Raw genomic sequence first — 16,762 nt, 5'->3', positions numbered from 1 at the left:
AGTGTGCCTATAACAGACGCGGGTCACTTGGGGAGTAGCCAGTCGGTCGACAGACCGAGCCTCCGCGTCAACATACTCGGCCTGCAGGTCGTGGCGCGAAGGGAACGGGACACCGTTCGGGCGAGACCAATGACGCCGCATTCCTGCTCGGGCCGGGCACGGAATGATGGTGTCATTGCGTCAGATTTGCCCGGCCTGGAGACTGTCTCTCATGGAAGCCCTGTTCACCTCCACACTCGTGGTCGCCCTTGCCGAGATCGGCGACAAGACCCAGCTATTGGCTGTCTTGCTCGCGGTACAGTTCCGCAAGCCACTGACCATCATCACCGGCATATTGGCCGCAACCCTCGCCAACCATTTTCTGGCCGCACTGGTCGGCTCTCAGGCCGCCACGTTCCTCCAGGGGGACTGGTTTCGCTATCTGATCGCCGTATCGTTCATCCTGATGGCCGCCTGGACCCTCATCCCGGACAAGCTGGACGAGGATGAACGCCCCCGCATGCGAAATGGCGCTTTCCTGACAACGCTCATCACATTCTTTCTCGTCGAAATGGGCGACAAGACTCAGGTTGCGACGATTGCTCTGGGGGCACAATTCGAGCAAGTGATGCTGGTCACGCTCGGCACAACACTGGGCATGATGCTGGCCAATGTTCCCGCAGTTTATTTCGGAGAAGCCTTGATCCGGCGCGTGCCGCTCAGCCTCGTGCGACGGTTGGCGGCGCTGTTGTTCCTGGCAATCGGGCTATGGCTGCTGGCAGAAACGGCGGGGTGGCTCTGACGCAGCCATCAGATAGCAGCGCGCTCGTATTCCTCGTCGCGTTCGGCGGCCAGCCGGTCACGGATGGTTTCTTCATTGTATCCGAACTCATGAAGCGTACGTCCGGCCATTTGCAGGCCGGATTCAATGGCATCCGGGATCACTGACCGGGCCCCGGCATCGATGAGGCGCCGGGCGTGTTCATGGTCGCGGGCCCTGGCGATAATCGGCGCGTCAGGGCGCAATTTGTGAAAGGCTGACACCATCGCTTCTGCGGCGGTAACGTCATCCACCGTAACGACAAACATCATGGCACCGTCGACGCCTGCGCTATGCAGGATTTCCGGTCGCGCGGCGTCCCCCAGATAGGCGCGCCAACCAGCATTGCGGGCACGCGAAACATTGAAGGTACTGCGTTCCAGCGCGACGACTTCGGCGTCTTCCGCCGCGAGGATACGCGCGACGGCATGTCCGACCCGACCAAACCCGGCAATGATGACGTGGCCCTGAAGGTTTGAGAAATCTTCTTCCAGCGTATGCGCCGGTTCGGGCCCGGCCAACTTGTCTGACAAGAAGCCCCCAACCTTTCCGAGCACCGGAATGAGCAACATGGAGAGTCCGGCAATCGCGGCCATCAGCCCGGCTGGCTCCGGGGCGAGCACGCCTATGGCGGTGGCCGCGGCGATCACGACAAAGGCAAACTCCCCGGCAGGCGCGAGCAGGAAGGCGGCCTCGATGGACATCGGGGTCGGCCCGGCAAACAGACGCAGGGCCCCGAAACCGATGACCAGTTTCAGGACGAGCAGTGCGCCGAGCCCGGACAGGATGACCCAAGGCTGAGACAGGATCGATGGCAGGTCGAGCCCCATGCCCACCGTCATGAAGAACAGGCCCAGCAGGATGCCCTTGAAGGGTTCGAGATCGACCTCTGTCTGATGCTTGAACTCGGTTTCGCCCAATAGCAGGCCCGCCAGGAACGCGCCGAGCGCAAGTGAAAGGCCCGCCGTTGCCGTGATGGCGGCCGCGCCCACGACGGTCAGCAGGGTCAGCGCCATCAGAAAATCCCGTCCGCCTGCCGCCGCCGCAAGGCGAAACATGTGCCGCAGACCAAAGCGGCCAATGATCACGATCACGATGATTGCAATGACACCGTTGAACAGGGCTTCGAGCAGAATTTTCGTGACGTCCTGACCGGCCTCTATGTTGGCAAAGCCGACAAAGATCAGGATGGGGGCAACGAGGATGTCCTGAAACAATAGCACGCTGAGCGCGGCGCGCCCGACCGGTTGAGCGGCCTGCTTCTGCTCGATCAGCAGCTGCATGACGATAGCGGTCGACGACAGTGCAAGCGCCAGCCCGGCGATGATGGCGGCCTCTGCCGGCAGGCCGATCTGCCATCCGATGAGACCGATGGCGAGCGCGCTGATCCCTGCCTGAAGTCCCCCTGCGCCGAACACGGCCCGCCGCAGGGCCCACAGCTTTTCAAACGAAAACTCGAGCCCCAGCAGGAACAGGAGGAACAGCACGCCCAGTTCGGCAAAGGGCGCGGCGGCTTCCGGTTCCGAGATCGAGACAAATTCGAGTATGGGATAATTGTGGGAAAGCGAACCCAACGCGTAAGGTCCAAGCGCGATGCCGGACAACATGAATCCGACCACGGCGGGCAGTTTCAGATACCGGAAGACCGGAACCGCCACACCCGCCGCAAACAGGAAGACGATCGCGTCCTTGATCAGAATCTCGTGTCCTGGTTCTGCCATGCCTCGCTATGATTACCTTGTCTGGTTTGCCTCAGCTGCGCCGGGCCTTGAAGAAATCCTTGAGCAGCGCGCTCGCTGTCTCGCCCGCTGTCTCGTCCTGCTCGACCTCCGGCCGCCAGTGGCAGGTCGGTTGCTCGAAAAAGCGTGCGCCATGAATCACCGCACCGCCCTTCGGATCGCACGCCGCGAAGACGACCTTCCCGATCCGCGCAAGGCTGATCGCGCCTGCGCACATCGCGCAGGGTTCCAGTGTCACATAGAGGTGCAGGCCGGTCAGCCGGTAATTTCCCCTAGACGCCGCCGCAGCGCGCAGGGCGACAATTTCGGCATGGGCGGTCGGGTCATGCCCGGCAATCGGGCGGTTTGCACCCTCGGCCACGATCTCGCCTGTCTCCGGATCGACCACCACGGCGCCAACCGGCACTTCGCCCGCCTCGGCCGCCTCTCGCGCCAGTTCCAGCGCGCGGGTCATGGGATCAGCGAGAATTGTCATATGGATGGGATCGCCTTACACGGGCGCAAAGTAAAGGGATTGCCTGTCGAATGCGCATCATTGCCGGAGAGCACAAGGGGCGCGCCATTGCGGCGCCGAAGGGTCAGGGCACGCGACCGACGGGAGACCGTGCGCGCGAGTCGATCTTCAACATGCTGGCCCATGCGGACTGGGCACCCGAGATTGACGGCGCGCGGGTGATCGATCTGTTCGCGGGCTCCGGCGCGCTGGGCCTGGAAGCCATGAGCCGGGGCGCCGCGTTCTGCCTTTTCGTCGAGACCGATCATGGCGCGCGCGGCGCTATCCGCGACAATATCGAAACACTGGGACTGTTCGGAAACACGCGGCTTCACCGGCGGTCGGCGACCGATCTGGGCGAGAAGCCCGCCAGCGCCGGAGTCCCCTTCACGCTCGCCTTCCTCGACCCGCCCTATAGTAAGGGCCTCGTCGAACCCGCACTGGCCGGCCTGGTATCTGGAAAATGGCTGGCCGAGAATGCGCTTGCCGTGGTCGAGACCGGATCGGACGAAACGATCACGCCAGACGGATGGGAGCCGGTCGAGACACGCGACTATGGCGCAGCGCGGATCTGGTTCCTGAAGCGGGTCTAGCCCTCGAAAAATTCCCGGCGCAAATCGAGGTGGGTCTGGTTGGTGCCGATCAGTTCTCCGCATTCGCCAAGCCAACCTTCCGCCGCCGCCCGGCCAATGTCCCTCAGCTTGGTCAGGAAGTCCCAGCTCGTATCGTATTTGGTCCTTAGGCTGAACTCCATGAGGTCTTGCCCACCCTTGATGGCATGGATGTTCAGACGGCGGTATTTTTTGAGCATTGGCTCTTTCAACATGCCATCATCAAGCAATCGCTGGACAAAGGCGATGGCACGCAGCTCTCCGATCAGGGCGGCATTAAAACTGATCTCGTTCATCCGGTCTTGAATCTCCCCGGCACGTTTCGGCACACCGTCGCGGCGGATCGGGTTGAGCATGACCAGCAATACGTCACGCGGGGCGCCGGAATAGATCAGGGGAAAGAGGCTGGGATTGCCCATGAAGCCTCCGTCCCAATAAGCCTGCCCATCAATCTCCACGGCCTTGAAGGTTTGCGGCAGGCATGCCGAGGCGAGCACTGCGTCGAGGGAGATGTCCCCATCACTGAACACGGTGACATGGCCGGATTCGACATTCGTCGCCGACAGGAACAGTTGGATGCCCGACTCATCCACTTTCGAAAAGTCGATTACCTGCTCCACCACATCGCGGAGCGGGTTGATGTTGAATGGGTTGAGGTCATAAGGGCTCGCCAGGCTCGACATGGCACTGGCATAGGCGAACACAATCGGACTGAGCGCGCCATAAGGCGTGACATTGCGGGAAGATTTGGAGATCCCCTGCCAGAGGGCTTCCAGCGTATCCTTCGCACCCTGCACGCCGTTTTCAGCCATGCCCGCCGAGAATGCGACGGCATTCATCGCCCCGGCGGACGTCGCGGAGATCGCCTGGATTTCAAGATCATCTTCCTCGATCAACCGATCGAGCACACCCCATGTATAGGCGCCATGCGCACCGCCACCCTGGAGCGCGAGGCTGATCTGCCGCTGCTTCTGTTTTGCCATGGCGGTGTTCCTGTCACTTGAACCGAGATATTACTTTGCCGGTGCGGTCTTAATGAGACCTGACCACAGGCGTAGGATGCCTGTCCGGTCGGCGCCACGTCCGCAAAACAGGAATGTGGGTATTCATGTCGATTTTGGTCGATATTGGCACAGGCCTTGCGATAAAAGCGGGGTAACCAAGCAGGATGAACAGGTGAGCCGCCGTGGCGTATGAGATTCCGCAAAAACCCATGATTTCGGTCATCATGGCGAACTATAATTGCGAGGCATTTCTTGCCAGCGCCATAAGATCCGTCCTGAATCAGACCAATACGGCGCTGGAACTGATCCTTGTGGATGACGGGTCCAGCGACCGGAGCGTCGAGATTGCCCAGGAAATCGCGAAACAGGATGCGCGACTGAGCGTCTTCAGCGGCACGCGTTATGGCGGACCTGCCCCGGTTCGCAACCACGCACTGGAACGCGCCAAAGGCGATTGGGTCGCCATCGTGGACAGCGATGACTTGATCCGTCCCGACCGGTTGGAGCGCATGCTGACCGCCGCCGAAGACACCGGCGCAGATATCCTGATCGACAATCTTGCCGTGTTCCAGTCCGACGGTCCCGCCAATATCTTCACGATGTTCGAGGGGGATTTGCGGGATCGCCCGGCCAGGATCATGGAGAGCGAATACATCAAGGCGAACATGCTTTATGGACGGGGCAGCAAGCTCGGTTATGCCAAGCCACTGATCCGCCGCAGCGCGCTGGAAGCCAATTCGCTTCGCTATAATGAGACGATGCGGATTGGCGAAGATTACGATCTGATCGTGCGGCTGTTATCGACCGGAGCGCGGATGATGAGCGTGCCGGACGTGATGTATTTCTATCGCAAGCATGGCAATTCCATATCTCACCGGCTTGATGCCGTGGCGCTGGACGCGCTCGAACAGACGGCCGGCGAAGCGCTCCGCCAGCCGACCCCACACGCGGAAGTCACCGCCGCCCATGCCGCTCGCCTGAAGTCGATCCGGCGCGCCGTGATATTCGATCAGATCCTGACCGCACTCAAGCGCAAGAATGTGTTGGGCGCGGCCAAGCTCGTCGGGACAGAGCCATCTGTCATTCCACTGCTGAGGATGCCGCTAATCCATCGAATCCAGCAGCGCACGGGTAACCCGCTCGCACGCTCGGATCAGCATCTCGAGGCCGAATTGGTGAAACTGCGCGCCCTTTGCGAAGCTTGAGCGTGGCAAACGCCAGTTCCAGAAGCGTGGTCCCGGCGGTCGGCACGGTCTGCTTTCGGGGAGACGATGTTCTTCTGATCCAGCGGGGCACCAAACCCTTGCAAGGCGAATGGTCCCTGCCCGGCGGCCGGATCGAAGCGGGCGAGCGCGCGCCGCGTGCGGCGCTGCGCGAGGTCGCCGAAGAGACCGGGATCACCGCACGGCTCGTGGGCTTGGTAGATGTCGTGGACGCGATCTTCACCTCGCGCCAGACCGGCGACGTGACCCGTCACTACCTGTTGTTCGACTATGCTGCGGTTTGGGTATCCGGAAACCCGGTAGCCGGGGACGACGCAGCCCATGCCGAGTGGATCAGTCCTGACAGGCTGGCCACCTTGCCGCTATGGGACGAAACCCGTCGCATCATCGATTCCGCGCGCCATATAGTTCACAGCTCAAACGAAGCTTGACCGCCCCTACGTCACCCGCTTGATCTGCTGCCCAAGCAAAAAAGTCGCGGAGGACACAATATGACATACGCCCCATTCAACTTGGCCGGAAAGGTCTGCGTCATCACTGGCGGCAACAAAGGCATTGGCCTCGGCATGGCCGAAGCGCTCGCTGCCTCCAATGCGGATGTCGTGATCTGGGGACGCAAGGAAGATGACAACGCTGCGGCCCTCAAAAAGCTCGAAGGTCTCGGAACTGGCAAAGCGTCTTCAAAGAAGGTCGACGTGGCCGAGGAAGACCAAATCGTGAAGGCCATGGCCGAAACCGAAGAAGAGTACGGTCGAATCGATACCTGTATCGCCAATGCCGGGATTGGGCGCGGCGCGGCCAATTTCCATGAAATGACTTTGGAAACGTGGCAGTTCAATCAACGAATCAACTCGGAAGGCGCCTTCCTGACCTTGCGCGAGGCCGCCAAATCCATGGTCAAGCGTGCCAAGGCTGGCGATCCAGGTGGCTCCCTGATCGGAACAGCCTCGCTCGCAGCGCTGTCGGGTGCAGCGCGCAATCAGGCATATGGCCATACCAAGGGCGGACTCATCGCCATGATGAATGCCATCGCCGTCGAATATGGCCGCTATCAAATCCGCGCAAATTCCATTCTGCCGGGCTGGATCGCGACTGACATGACGGATGGCGCGCAGGACAGCGACGTTTTCAACAGCAAGGTCATTGCGCGCGTTCCAATCCGTCGTTGGGGCAAGCCGGAGGATTTCGGCGGAATTGCCGTCTATCTGGCGTCTGACGCTTCGAGCTTCCACTCGGGCGACACGCTGCTGGTAGACGGCGCGTACCAGAAATTCTGATCGGCCGCCTGGTCTCACAAAAAAAGGGCTGCCCGAGGGCAGCCCTTTTCAATTCTGGTAGGACCAGACCGATTACTCGGTTGGCTCTTCTTCAAGTTCGTCCGCAGCGTCGTCGACAGCTTCTTCAGCGTCATCCATTGCTTCGTCCATTGCATCGCCTGCATCTTCCGCAGCCGCTTCAATGTCGTCGCCAGCTTCGCTGAGCGCGTCGCCTGCATCGGCAGCAGCTTCGTCCATTGCATCAGCAGCATCATCTGCAGCTTCTTCGATGGATTCAGCAGCCGTCGTATCTTCAGGAGCCGTTGTTTCTTCTGCAGCGCATGCAGCCAGCACAAGCGCAGCGGCACCGATAATCAGGAGTTGTTTCATGCTTTATTCCCCTACTTCAGGTCAAAGATGACCGGGCAGAGGTTTAACATCTGCCGACCACGACGCAAAGATGGTTTCAGCTGAAGGTCTGATGCAGCGCTTTTTGCGCGAACTGCGCCCAAAACAGCGAATTCGCGCTCGAACGGCGCAGATTTGGGCCGATTCGGGCACTTCTTCATCACCTTCCCCCCTAAATATCACCGTCTCCGATTCGCAAGCGAATGGTCTTTCAACCCGCCAATCGCGTTGAAACAGGGTCCGGTTCCGCTTTGCGCCCGAATCACGTGGATAGGTTTGGAGCCAATCAGCGCCCCACTCCCTGCCAAGAACGGCGCTTGGTCAAACAGCCTTGCGTTGACGCAAGGACGGCAAATTACGGTCTTTTCAGAAGAGTTCATAAAGTCAGGGAGACGCCGTCATGGCCATAAAAACCGCACTCACAGAAATGTTGAATACCGAACACCCCATCATGCTCGCGGGCATGGGCGGTGTGTCCTACGCCGAAGTTTGTGCGGCCATGTGCAATGCGGGCGGATACGGCGTGCTCGGCATGGCGGGGACGACCCCGGACTTCATTGAAGGCCAGATGAAGCGCGTGCGCGAACTGACCGACCGGCCCTTCGGCGTGGACTTGCTGGCCGCCAGTCCGGAAAGCCTTGAAGAAAGCGTGGATGTCATCATCAACAATGGTGCCGACAGTTTCATAGCCGGTCTCGGCGTTCCGATGCCGATCATGGAGCGCCTGCAAAAGGCGAATGTGAAAGTCATGGTCGTTGGCGGCGCGGTGAAGCATGCCATCAAGGCCGAACAGGCTGGCTGCGATGCGGTCATCCTGCAGGGCGGCGAAGGCGGCGGGCATACCGGTCTGGTGGGGACGATGCCGTTGGTGGCACAAGCCGTGGAAGCCGTGAACATTCCGGTCATCGCGGCAGGCGGCATTTATGATGGCCGCGGCCTCGCAGCAGCGCTCGCTCTGGGAGCCTGCGGCGTCTGGATGGGTACGCGATTCATCGCCTCGACCGAGGCCCATGCCGCTCAGATGTACAAGGACACGGTCGTCGGCGCGGGCGATACTGATACAACACGCACGCGGTGCTATTCCGGTAAGCCGATGCGTTGCCGCACGAATGACTATATCAATGACTGGGAAACGCGCCCGCAGGACATTCAGCCCTTCCCGCACCAGGCCATCCACTCCACCCGGACAGGCGTAATTGGCGGCATCGGCGGGATTACGGACGAAGCCAAACTCGATGCGGACACCTCCTGCTTCGCCATGGGCCAGTCGGCTGGCGGCGTGAGAGAGGTCAAGCCCGTCGCGGAGATCGTGGCGGACATCATGCGCGATGCCGAGTCAGCCATCGACCGGATGGCCAGCCTGCGGACCAAAGCGACCGCATAGAAATCATCACGCCGGAAACATATACAGCCGGGCCCACAGGCCCGGCTGAAATCGTTTTACTGCGCGGCGGCCGGTGTCAGCTTGATCAGGCGGCCACCTTCCTTGTCTTCCAGAACATAGAGCGCGCCGTCTGGTCCTTGCTCGACTTCGCGAATGCGTTTTCCCCATTCATAGCGCTCGGCTTCCCTGGCAACCGGCTCGGTTTGACCATCCTTGGGCGGTTGTCCGAGATTGTCAGTCGGCTCAGTCTCGAAGGAAACGCGGATCAACGCTTGCGAAGACAGCCCTCCGATGAATGCATTGCCCTGCCAATCGGCAAACATCTCTCCATCATAGAATACCAAACCGGCCGGGCTGATGGCTGGGACCCAAGCGATCGCCGGGTCCTCGAAAATCGGATTGCTTTCATGTGTCGGGATCGGCTTGCCGCTATAATGATCGCCCTCAGAAACTTCGGGATAACCGTAATTCTCGGACCGTACGATCAGGTTCAACTCGTCCCCGCCTTTCGGACCCATTTCAACCACCCAGAGGCGCTCTTGCCCGTCAAATGCAATGCCCAGCGGATTGCGATGACCAAGCGTCCATACCTGGTCCGCAACCGCGCCGTTTCCAAAGAAGGGGTTGTCCTCCGGAACAGCCCCGTCCTGATTGACACGAACGACCTTGCCCAGATTCATGGCCATATTTTGCGCCGGAGTGAATTTCTGGCGCTCTCCTGAGGCGATGAAGAGATGACCATCCGGTGCGATGGCAAGACGATGGCCGTAATGGCCGTTGCCTTTCACTTTTGGCGTCTGGCGCCAAATCACGTCGCGCCCCTCCAATGTGCCGCCCGTGGCGGTAAGGGTCAGCGTTGCCCGCTCAACGGCTGCTCCGCTCAAACTCTCATCCGTCTCATCGCGTTCAACGTAGGAAATGAAGACGGTGCCGTTCTCAGCGAAGTCCGGGTGGACGATGATGTCCCCCAGACCTCCCTGCCCCATTGCCGTGACCGAAGGGACGTTGGCGATTTCGCCCAGTTTCTTGCCCGCGGTATCCAGCAGCCAGAGATCACCATCCTTTTCTGAGACGAGTGCGCGGCCATCCGGCAGGAACGTCATCGCCCAGGCGCTGTCAAAGGTTTCGAGCGGGATAGCGGTGAGCTGCGTGCCGCTTGTGCCAGTGACCGTCATGGCGTCGGGTGCAGTGGCCTCATGATGTTCAGCGGTCGCACAGCCCACAAGCATGATTGCGGCGCTGCCGCTCAGCAAGGAGCGCAGGATGAGTGATGACATGGGAATTCCTCCGGTGGCAGATGTCTGCCAACCGGAACGCCCGACGGCCCAAGCAGTTCCACTGCTCAGTCAGCAAACGTCTCGCGCGGCACCACGTGCTTGAGCGGCTCATTGGCCAGATAGCGCTTGAGATTGTCCAGAAAGGTCTCGTCCGCGCGAATATAGGTCGCCTGGGTCATGGCGCTGTTGTGCGGTGTGATCGCGACTTTGGGATGGCGCCAGAGCGGGCTGTCGCTTGGCAAAGGCTCTTCGGCGGTGACGTCAACTGAGGCGAAGGCCGGTCGCCCCGCATCCAGCGCCGCGACGAGCGCTGCCTCATCCACCAATTGCCCACGGCCAAGATTCATCAGCAGCGCATCCGGGCGCATGGCTGCCAGGAATTCCGCGTCCACCATGCCAGCCGTTTCATCTGTCAACGGAACGCTGAGCAGGACCACGTCGGCTTGCTCGAGTTCGCTCTTCACCAGCGCCATCGGCACAATATGATCAGCACCCTCAGCCGGACCAGGCGAGCGCCGTGCGCCCGTCACGTGACCGCCGAGTAGCTGGACCCGCTTGCCGACCGCCGACCCGATGGACCCAAACCCGACAATCAGCCAGCGCGACCCCATCATCTCGCGCATCTCAAGCCGGTTCCAGTCAGCCTCGGCCTGTTGTGCGCGATGCTCCGGACCCTTCTTGAAAAAGTCGAAAGACTGCCAGAGCGCCCATTCGGCCATGGCTTCGGACTGCGTGTGGTTGGTACAAAACGTGCGGGAAATCTTGCCAACGGAGATCAGTGCCGGATTGTCGAGCCCAGCCGCGGAGGACTGGAACCAATCTATCCCGCCAGTCTTGAGTACGGCGATCATGAAGTCGCGGGCATGATCCCCGAACCAGACATCCGTATTCCCGAAGACAATATCGGGCCGAATATCGTGAACCACGGTGCCGTCCCCGGCATGGGAGAACAAACCGTCCTCATCCATGACAATGAACTCAATCTCATGTTCAAGGCCCTTGAGCCTTTCACGAATGCGCGCAAAAGTCGTCGCATGAAGCAAACAGGTTTTCATATTCTCCTGCTTAGCGCGGTGATGTTCTGCGGCGCAAGCACAGCGCAATCGGGATTGCCGATTCGTGGACCGGATTATTTCCGCGATGCGACCGATCTCGCAGCCACGCTGGGCGCCGCCCACGCGATCCGCGTAAAGTGCAATGGCCGCGATGACCAGTATTGGCGGCGCTACATGTCCGACATGCTGAAGTACGAAGCGCCCAATCGAGGCGCGGTCCGCAGCTCACTGGTCGACGCCTTCAATGAGGCCTTCACAAGCGCCGGACGCATCTACCAGACCTGTGACAATCGCGCGGTCGAGGCTGAAGCTGATTTTGCCGTGAAGGGCCAGGAAATCGCCACGCGCATGGCCACCCATTACTTCCCTCAACCCCCAGAGCGCCAAGACTAAGTTTCGGTCGACACCACGCTGACATCCTCAAGCAGGAATCGCGGTCCTGTGCCGAGCCCACGCGCACGATCCTCCGGATTGTAAAGCTGGCATTTTTTCAGGGACAGGCAACCACAACCGATACAGCCGTCCAGCTTCCGGCGCGTCCGCTCCATCAGCGCGATCCGTTCATCCAGCATGTGCCGGAAGGCCGTACTGATCCGGGTCCAGTCCCGCTTGGTCGGCGTACGCCGCTCCGGCAATGACGACAGGAGCTGGCTGATCTCTTCGATGGTCAGGCCAATCTGCTGGGCGATCAGGATAAAGGACAGGCGACGAATGTCCGAGCGCAGGAAGACACGCTGGCCGCCAGAGGACCGTTCTGGGTGAACCAATCCCCGCCCTTCGTAGAAACGGATCGCCGAGACCGACAGGCCGGTCCGCGCAGCCACATCTCCGATCGCCAAGCCCTTCGGAACTGCCATGAAAAAATCTCCTATTTCACGCTTGACCTCAACTTAAGTTGAGGAATTACGACAGCTTTATCAGAGATTTGATGAAGAAGAAATGGAGTTGAAAACAATGAGTATTGCCAAGTTCGAACATGTGAATGTGACCGTCAGTGATCCAAAGAAGACCGCATCCATGCTGACCCGTTTGTTTGGCTGGAAAGTGCGTTGGGAGGGCCCATCCAAGTATGATGGCTATACGGTGCATGTCGGCACGGATGAGGATTACCTCGCACTGTATGCGCTGCCCCAGCAAGACCGGCCAGATGAGGAAAGCTATTACCGGACCGGCGCCGTCAATCATTTCGGCATCCTGGTGGATGATCTGGACGCGACCGAGCAGAAGATCCTCGCCGCCGGCTATCGCACCCATAGTCACCAGACCTACGATCCCGGCAGCCGGTTCTATTTCCACGACCATGACGACATCGAGTGGGAGGTGGTGAGCTATGCTTGATGGACTGATCCATTCCTATCTCGAAACCGTGGGCCGGGCATGGGAACCGCGCGACGCGTTTGTTCGGCCTCGCTGGGACTCGCTTCTGCCCCAAAGCGCGCTAAGCTCTCGTCAGATGAGAACAGGAGAGGCTGATGAGACCCATTCAGGCAATCGCCGCAACAGCGCTGGCTATCGGATTGTACGCGTGCGCTACACCGCCAGCGCAGGATGAGGCGCAAGTAGACGCCACCGCCAAGGTCACGCAGAAGAAAGTGGTCCGGATATCCATAGAAAAGGATGCCGAAGCCACGCCGCCGGGACCGGGAGACCGGATGATTACCGGACGGGACCTTGGCACGCGCTCTTCTGTGGTGGCCCCGAATGGCGCGGCCGCCACAGCCCATCCCCTCGCCACGCAGACGGCGCTTGATGTGCTGAAAGCCGGCGGATCAGCCGTGGATGCGGCCATTGCCGCAAATGCGATGCTGGGCCTCGTCGAGCCGACCGGAAACGGCATTGGCGGCGATCTGTTCGCGATTGTCTGGGACCCGGAAACCGAGCAGCTCTACGGCTATAATGGCTCCGGCCGCTCGCCCCAGGGCGCAACGCTGGACGACATGCAGGCCAAGGCCGACGAATTCATGCAAGGCGAGGAGATTCCGCCCTTCGGCGCCGCGCCGGTGACTGTGCCCGGCACAGTCGATGGCTGGTACGCACTGCATGGCAAATTCGGCAAGCGGCCGATGAACATGAACCTCGAACCGGCCATTCAGTACGCCCGTGACGGCGCGCCGATCCCGGAAGTCATTGCCTATTATTGGGGCCGCAACGCAACGCGCCTGCAGGAAGCGGCTGACAGCGGCATGCTGGAAGAGTTCGACAATGCGAAGGCGACCTATTTCTCGCCCGCCCCGAAAGAAGGCAGCCTGTTCCGCAATCCGGACCTTGCCGACACGCTGGAGCGGATAGCCTATAAAGGCCGCGACGAATTCTATTCCGGCGAAACCGCCCACATCATGGGCGACTATTTCGAGCGGATCGGCGGCTTCCTGACTTATGAGGATTTTGCCACCCATACCGGGGACTGGGTCGAGCCGATCTGCGTGACCTATCGCGGCGACTACAAGGTCTGCGAACTGCCGCCGAACACGCAGGGAATTGCGGCGCTACAGATGTTACAAATGCTGGAACGGTTTGACCTGCGCGGCATGGGCTTCGGGTCGGCGGACTCAATCATGGCGCAAGTGGAAGCGAAGCGGTTGGCATTCGAAGATCGCGCGCGGGGGTATGCGGATCCCGCCTTTAGCGGTGTTGATCCAGACCTGTTTATTGATAAGCGCTACGCTAATTATCGCTCTCAACAAATCGACATCACCAAACCCACAAGTTTTGCAGGACAATCGGGGCGTGGATTCCGAATTTCATCTGAGGGGAAACCGCTCTTGCCGATAGCTAGTGATATAATTCTTGAGGCAGACAAAAAACTCCAAGACGGCGACACGACCTACCTAACCGTTACGGACAAGGACGGCATGATGGTGTCCCTTATCCAGTCGAACTATCGCGGCATGGGCACGGGGCTCGTCGCGGATGGCCTCGGTTTCATGTTCCAGGACCGGGGCCAGTTGTTCAGCCTCGACCCGGACCATCCGAATGTGTTCGAGCCGGGCAAGCGGCCCTTCCACACGATCATCCCCGCCTTTGCCTTCAAGAAGGACATGCCGGGCTGTCAGGTCCGCGCCGAGCCGATCGAACAGGCCTGCCGGTTCGAGCCGTGGCTCAGCTTCGGCCTGATGGGCGGCGGCATGCAGCCGCAGGGCCATGTGCAAGTCATCCTGAACCTCGTCGATTTCGACATGGGGCTTCAGGAGGCGGGCGATGCCGCGCGTTGGGAACATGTTGGCGGCTGCGAGCCGACGGATGATCTTGATGGCGATGCCTGTGAAACCGATATGGGCGTCGTGCATCTGGAGAGCGGCATCCCGCCTGAAACCCGCGCCGAACTGGAAGCGCGCGGCCATGCGGTGGAGTGCTGCAAGGCCAATGCGGGCGGCTATCAGGCGATCATGCGCGACTTCGAAACCGGCGCCTGGATCGCCGCCACCGAAATGCGCAAGGATGGCAGCGCGGATGGGTACTAGCCGTCCTGCTCCTCTCCTACTAGGGAGAGGGGCATGACGACGAAATTTGCACCTGAAGCCCCCGCCAATTGCCCCCTCTGTCCACGCCTTGTGGCGTATCGGGAAGAGGTCGCCGTGAAAGAGCCGGACTGGTTCAATGGCGCGGTGCCGAGCTTCGGGCCGGAGGATGCCGAATTGCTGATCATCGGCCTCGCGCCCGGCGTGACGGGGGCCAACCGGACGGGCCGGCCGTTTACCGGCGACTGGGCCGGAGACCTGCTCTATGCGACCATCGACAAGTTCGGCTTTTCCACCGGCACCTATGATGCGCGGCCGGATGACGGGCTGAAGCTGAAGCGCGCCATGATCACCAATGCCGTGCGCTGTGTGCCGCCACAGAACAAGCCGGTCGGCGCCGAGATCAATCAGTGCCGTCCCTTCCTCGCCGCGCGCATTGCGGCGCTGCCGAAGCTGAAGGCAATGATCTGCCTCGGCAAGATTTCCCATGATTCCACGGTGCGAACATTGGGCCTGAAACTGAAGGATTACCCCTTCGGCCACGGCACGCATTATGATGTGGAATTCGAAGGCCGCCCGCTCGCGCTGATCTCGTCCTATCATTGCAGCCGGTACAACACGAACACCCGCCGCCTGACGCCGGGAATGTTCGAGGATGTGTTCGCGATGGCGAAGAAAGTGACAGATTCCGACTGAGGGGTTTGCAATAGCGGATTTTCCGTTTATCGATAATATTGATTTTCGATAAAGGTCTATCCCATGCCCCGATACGCCGTTCCGGTTCTGACATGCATTCTGGCACTGGCATTCCTCGGTGCCGGGGCCGCCCATGCTGCAAAACTTGAAGTCGGCCCGGACGCACCATTCTGGATCAGGCTGGCGACAGACGCCCTGCTCTATGCGCACATCGGCGGTGGGGCTGTCGGGCTCGTGTCCGGTGTTGCCGCGATTGCGACGCGCAAAGGCCGCCCTCTTCACAGGCTTGCCGGGCAAATCTTCTTCGTGTCCATGTTCATAACTTACCTGATCGGCGCGGGCGTCGCTCCATTCCTGGAGGAAGGACAGCGACCCAATTTCGTGGCCGGCATTCTGGCCCTGTACCTGCTCGTCACGGCTCTGCTTACTGTCAGGCAGCGCGGGCCTGTCCGGGTCAATTGGCGGCATTATACAGGACTGGCGACAGCGCTCGGCATCACACTGATGGGTGTGGGATTCATGTATATGGGCGCGAACAGCCCAAGCGGCACCGTGGATGGTTCGCCGCCTCAAGCGTTCATCCTGTTCATTGTAGCTGGCAGCTTCGGCGCGTTTGGCGAACTGAACGTGATCCTACGACAGGCGCTGTCCTACACGGCGCGCATCTCCCGCCACCTCTGGCGCATGTGCTTCTCGATGTTCATCGCATCCGGCTCACTTTTTCTGGGGCAGCCGCAAGTGTTTCCCGAAGGCTTCAACCAGACCGCCTGGCCCTTCCTGCTGGCCTTTGCCCCCTTGATCGCCCTGATTGTCTGGCAGGGCCTGTTGAGGCTTCGCGGCGGGAGACTACGCGCCGCTTGAGCGGCAGTGCTCACCCCTCCTTCAGGATTCGCGCCTTCTGGCGTTGCCAGTCTCGCTTTGCTTCGACGTCACGCTTGTCATGGCTCTTGCGCCCGGTGGCGAGACCAATGAGGATCTTGGCCATACCACGCTCATTGAAATAGAGTTTCAACGGCACAATCGTGCGACCGGCCCGCTCAACCGATTGCGAGAGCTTGGCCAGTTCCCGTTTTGACACGAGCAGCTTCCGTTTGCGCTTTGGCTCATGATTGAACCGGTTGGCGGCGTTGTAGATCGGGATATCCGCATTGATCAGGTAGAGACCGCCATCTTCCGGGCTGACATAGGCTTCAGCAATATTGGCCTTGCCCTGACGCAGGGATTTTACCTCGGAGCCGACCAGCATGATGCCGGCCTCCAGCGTGTCCTCGACCGCATAATCGCGGCGGGAGCGGCGGTTCTCCGCGACCAGCCCATCCGAGCGGCCCTTGGTCTGATTTTTCTTCGACATCGCCCTGA

General features: G+C 60.4%; 19 protein-coding genes and 1 riboswitch. Of the genes, 11 read left to right on the top strand and 8 right to left on the bottom strand.

The window, feature by feature from the left end:
* Window positions 1-16: 16 nt before the first annotated feature.
* Window positions 17-211, top strand: a riboswitch (yybP-ykoY riboswitch).
* A complete protein-coding gene (locus B3527_RS07760; RefSeq protein ID WP_206992572.1) occupies window positions 212-781 on the top strand; it encodes a TMEM165/GDT1 family protein in 570 nt (189 codons plus the stop codon).
* An 8-nt stretch (window positions 782-789) separates the two neighbouring features.
* Here the strand turns inward: B3527_RS07760 and B3527_RS07755 are convergent, their stop codons facing one another.
* A complete protein-coding gene (locus B3527_RS07755; RefSeq protein WP_290479044.1) occupies window positions 790-2,520 on the bottom strand; it encodes a cation:proton antiporter in 1,731 nt (576 codons plus the stop codon).
* Between the two features lie 31 nt (window positions 2,521-2,551).
* The gene (locus B3527_RS07750) at window positions 2,552-3,013 is read right to left on the bottom strand and encodes a nucleoside deaminase (protein ID WP_290479045.1); all 462 of its coding nucleotides are present in this window, start codon (window positions 3,011-3,013) and stop codon (window positions 2,552-2,554) included.
* A 50-nt stretch (window positions 3,014-3,063) separates the two neighbouring features.
* On the opposite strand from B3527_RS07750, the gene rsmD reads away from it, so the two are divergent.
* A complete protein-coding gene (gene rsmD, locus B3527_RS07745; RefSeq protein ID WP_206992570.1) occupies window positions 3,064-3,624 on the top strand; it encodes a 16S rRNA (guanine(966)-N(2))-methyltransferase RsmD in 561 nt (186 codons plus the stop codon).
* On the opposite strand, the gene B3527_RS07740 is transcribed toward rsmD, so the two are convergent.
* A complete protein-coding gene (locus B3527_RS07740) occupies window positions 3,621-4,625 on the bottom strand; it encodes a patatin-like phospholipase family protein (RefSeq protein ID WP_290479046.1) in 1,005 nt (334 codons plus the stop codon). The two genes, rsmD and B3527_RS07740, sit on opposite strands and share 4 nt — an antisense overlap.
* A 203-nt stretch (window positions 4,626-4,828) precedes the next feature.
* Between B3527_RS07740 and B3527_RS07735 the strand changes: the two genes are divergently transcribed.
* Genes B3527_RS07735 through B3527_RS07725 form a run of 3 tightly spaced genes read left to right on the top strand, consistent with a single transcriptional unit; the run spans window position 4,829 to window position 7,146 of the window.
* Entirely contained in the window at window positions 4,829-5,851 is a 1,023-nt protein-coding gene (locus B3527_RS07735) for a glycosyltransferase family 2 protein (RefSeq protein ID WP_290479047.1), read from the top strand.
* A gap of 2 nt (window positions 5,852-5,853) precedes the next feature.
* Complete coding sequence (locus B3527_RS07730; protein ID WP_290479048.1) at window positions 5,854-6,300, top strand: NUDIX hydrolase; 447 nt, start codon at window positions 5,854-5,856, stop codon at window positions 6,298-6,300.
* 60 nt (window positions 6,301-6,360) lie between these two features.
* Complete coding sequence (locus B3527_RS07725) at window positions 6,361-7,146, top strand: SDR family NAD(P)-dependent oxidoreductase (RefSeq protein ID WP_206992566.1); 786 nt, start codon at window positions 6,361-6,363, stop codon at window positions 7,144-7,146.
* A 72-nt stretch (window positions 7,147-7,218) separates the two neighbouring features.
* Here B3527_RS07725 and B3527_RS07720 read toward each other — a convergent pair whose 3' ends face one another.
* Window positions 7,219-7,515 (bottom strand): hypothetical protein, encoded by a 297-nt coding sequence (locus B3527_RS07720; RefSeq protein ID WP_206992565.1) that lies wholly within the window; start codon window positions 7,513-7,515, stop codon window positions 7,219-7,221.
* Window positions 7,516-7,933: 418 nt separating this feature from the next.
* Here B3527_RS07720 and B3527_RS07715 point away from each other — a divergent pair, with 418 nt between their 5' ends.
* Entirely contained in the window at window positions 7,934-8,917 is a 984-nt protein-coding gene (locus B3527_RS07715) for an NAD(P)H-dependent flavin oxidoreductase (protein WP_206992564.1), read from the top strand.
* Window positions 8,918-8,973: 56 nt separating this feature from the next.
* Here B3527_RS07715 and B3527_RS07710 read toward each other — a convergent pair whose 3' ends face one another.
* On the bottom strand, window positions 8,974-10,194 hold the full coding sequence (locus tag B3527_RS07710; RefSeq protein WP_290479049.1) for a PQQ-dependent sugar dehydrogenase: 1,221 nt from the start codon (window positions 10,192-10,194) through the stop codon (window positions 8,974-8,976).
* A 65-nt stretch (window positions 10,195-10,259) separates the two neighbouring features.
* A complete protein-coding gene (locus B3527_RS07705) occupies window positions 10,260-11,249 on the bottom strand; it encodes a D-2-hydroxyacid dehydrogenase (RefSeq protein ID WP_290479050.1) in 990 nt (329 codons plus the stop codon).
* Between B3527_RS07705 and B3527_RS07700 the strand changes: the two genes are divergently transcribed.
* Complete coding sequence (locus B3527_RS07700) at window positions 11,229-11,642, top strand: TIGR02301 family protein (RefSeq protein WP_290479051.1); 414 nt, start codon at window positions 11,229-11,231, stop codon at window positions 11,640-11,642. The two genes, B3527_RS07705 and B3527_RS07700, sit on opposite strands and share 21 nt — an antisense overlap.
* Here B3527_RS07700 and soxR read toward each other — a convergent pair.
* Window positions 11,639-12,106, bottom strand: coding sequence for a redox-sensitive transcriptional activator SoxR (soxR, locus tag B3527_RS07695; protein ID WP_034814093.1), 468 nt, complete (start codon window positions 12,104-12,106; stop codon window positions 11,639-11,641). The two genes, B3527_RS07700 and soxR, sit on opposite strands and share 4 nt — an antisense overlap.
* 97 nt (window positions 12,107-12,203) lie before the next feature.
* Between soxR and B3527_RS07690 the strand changes: the two genes are divergently transcribed.
* From B3527_RS07690 to B3527_RS07675, 4 genes are all read left to right on the top strand, one after another.
* Window positions 12,204-12,587 (top strand): VOC family protein, encoded by a 384-nt coding sequence (locus tag B3527_RS07690; protein WP_034814406.1) that lies wholly within the window; start codon window positions 12,204-12,206, stop codon window positions 12,585-12,587.
* A 134-nt stretch (window positions 12,588-12,721) separates the two neighbouring features.
* Window positions 12,722-14,710, top strand: coding sequence for a gamma-glutamyltransferase family protein (locus B3527_RS07685; RefSeq protein ID WP_290479052.1), 1,989 nt, complete (start codon window positions 12,722-12,724; stop codon window positions 14,708-14,710).
* Window positions 14,711-14,743: 33 nt separating this feature from the next.
* Entirely contained in the window at window positions 14,744-15,403 is a 660-nt protein-coding gene (locus B3527_RS07680) for a uracil-DNA glycosylase (RefSeq protein WP_290479053.1), read from the top strand.
* Between the two features lie 63 nt (window positions 15,404-15,466).
* Window positions 15,467-16,264, top strand: a complete 798-nt coding sequence (locus tag B3527_RS07675) for a hypothetical protein (RefSeq protein ID WP_290479054.1) — start codon at window positions 15,467-15,469, stop codon at window positions 16,262-16,264.
* Window positions 16,265-16,274: 10 nt separating this feature from the next.
* On the opposite strand, the gene smpB is transcribed toward B3527_RS07675, so the two are convergent.
* A complete protein-coding gene (gene smpB / locus B3527_RS07670; protein WP_206992557.1) occupies window positions 16,275-16,754 on the bottom strand; it encodes an SsrA-binding protein SmpB in 480 nt (159 codons plus the stop codon).
* Between the last annotated feature and the right edge of the window lie 8 nt (window positions 16,755-16,762).

The sequence above is a fragment of the Hyphomonas sp. UBA4505 genome, from assembly GCF_002388685.1.
Classification (GTDB): Bacteria; Pseudomonadota; Alphaproteobacteria; order Caulobacterales; family Hyphomonadaceae; genus Hyphomonas.
The sequence above is the reverse complement of the archived record's forward strand: the minus strand, read 5'-3'. Positions and strand labels throughout refer to the sequence as shown.

Coding starts and splice junctions, on each gene's coding strand:
- B3527_RS07680 (WP_290479053.1), top strand. CDS start 14,744: ATGACGACGAAATTTGCACCTGAAGCCCCCGCCAATTGCCCCCTCTGT.
- B3527_RS07755 (WP_290479044.1), bottom strand. CDS start 2,520: ATGGCAGAACCAGGACACGAGATTCTGATCAAGGACGCGATCGTCTTC.
- smpB (WP_206992557.1), bottom strand. CDS start 16,754: ATGTCGAAGAAAAATCAGACCAAGGGCCGCTCGGATGGGCTGGTCGCG.
- B3527_RS07690 (WP_034814406.1), top strand. CDS start 12,204: ATGAGTATTGCCAAGTTCGAACATGTGAATGTGACCGTCAGTGATCCA.
- B3527_RS07700 (WP_290479051.1), top strand. CDS start 11,229: ATGAAGCAAACAGGTTTTCATATTCTCCTGCTTAGCGCGGTGATGTTC.
- B3527_RS07760 (WP_206992572.1), top strand. CDS start 212: ATGGAAGCCCTGTTCACCTCCACACTCGTGGTCGCCCTTGCCGAGATC.
- B3527_RS07685 (WP_290479052.1), top strand. CDS start 12,722: ATGAGACCCATTCAGGCAATCGCCGCAACAGCGCTGGCTATCGGATTG.
- B3527_RS07720 (WP_206992565.1), bottom strand. CDS start 7,515: ATGAAACAACTCCTGATTATCGGTGCCGCTGCGCTTGTGCTGGCTGCA.
- B3527_RS07725 (WP_206992566.1), top strand. CDS start 6,361: ATGACATACGCCCCATTCAACTTGGCCGGAAAGGTCTGCGTCATCACT.
- B3527_RS07675 (WP_290479054.1), top strand. CDS start 15,467: ATGCCCCGATACGCCGTTCCGGTTCTGACATGCATTCTGGCACTGGCA.
- B3527_RS07710 (WP_290479049.1), bottom strand. CDS start 10,194: ATGTCATCACTCATCCTGCGCTCCTTGCTGAGCGGCAGCGCCGCAATC.
- rsmD (WP_206992570.1), top strand. CDS start 3,064: ATGCGCATCATTGCCGGAGAGCACAAGGGGCGCGCCATTGCGGCGCCG.
- B3527_RS07715 (WP_206992564.1), top strand. CDS start 7,934: ATGGCCATAAAAACCGCACTCACAGAAATGTTGAATACCGAACACCCC.
- B3527_RS07705 (WP_290479050.1), bottom strand. CDS start 11,249: ATGAAAACCTGTTTGCTTCATGCGACGACTTTTGCGCGCATTCGTGAA.
- B3527_RS07750 (WP_290479045.1), bottom strand. CDS start 3,013: ATGACAATTCTCGCTGATCCCATGACCCGCGCGCTGGAACTGGCGCGA.
- B3527_RS07740 (WP_290479046.1), bottom strand. CDS start 4,625: ATGGCAAAACAGAAGCAGCGGCAGATCAGCCTCGCGCTCCAGGGTGGC.
- soxR (WP_034814093.1), bottom strand. CDS start 12,106: ATGGCAGTTCCGAAGGGCTTGGCGATCGGAGATGTGGCTGCGCGGACC.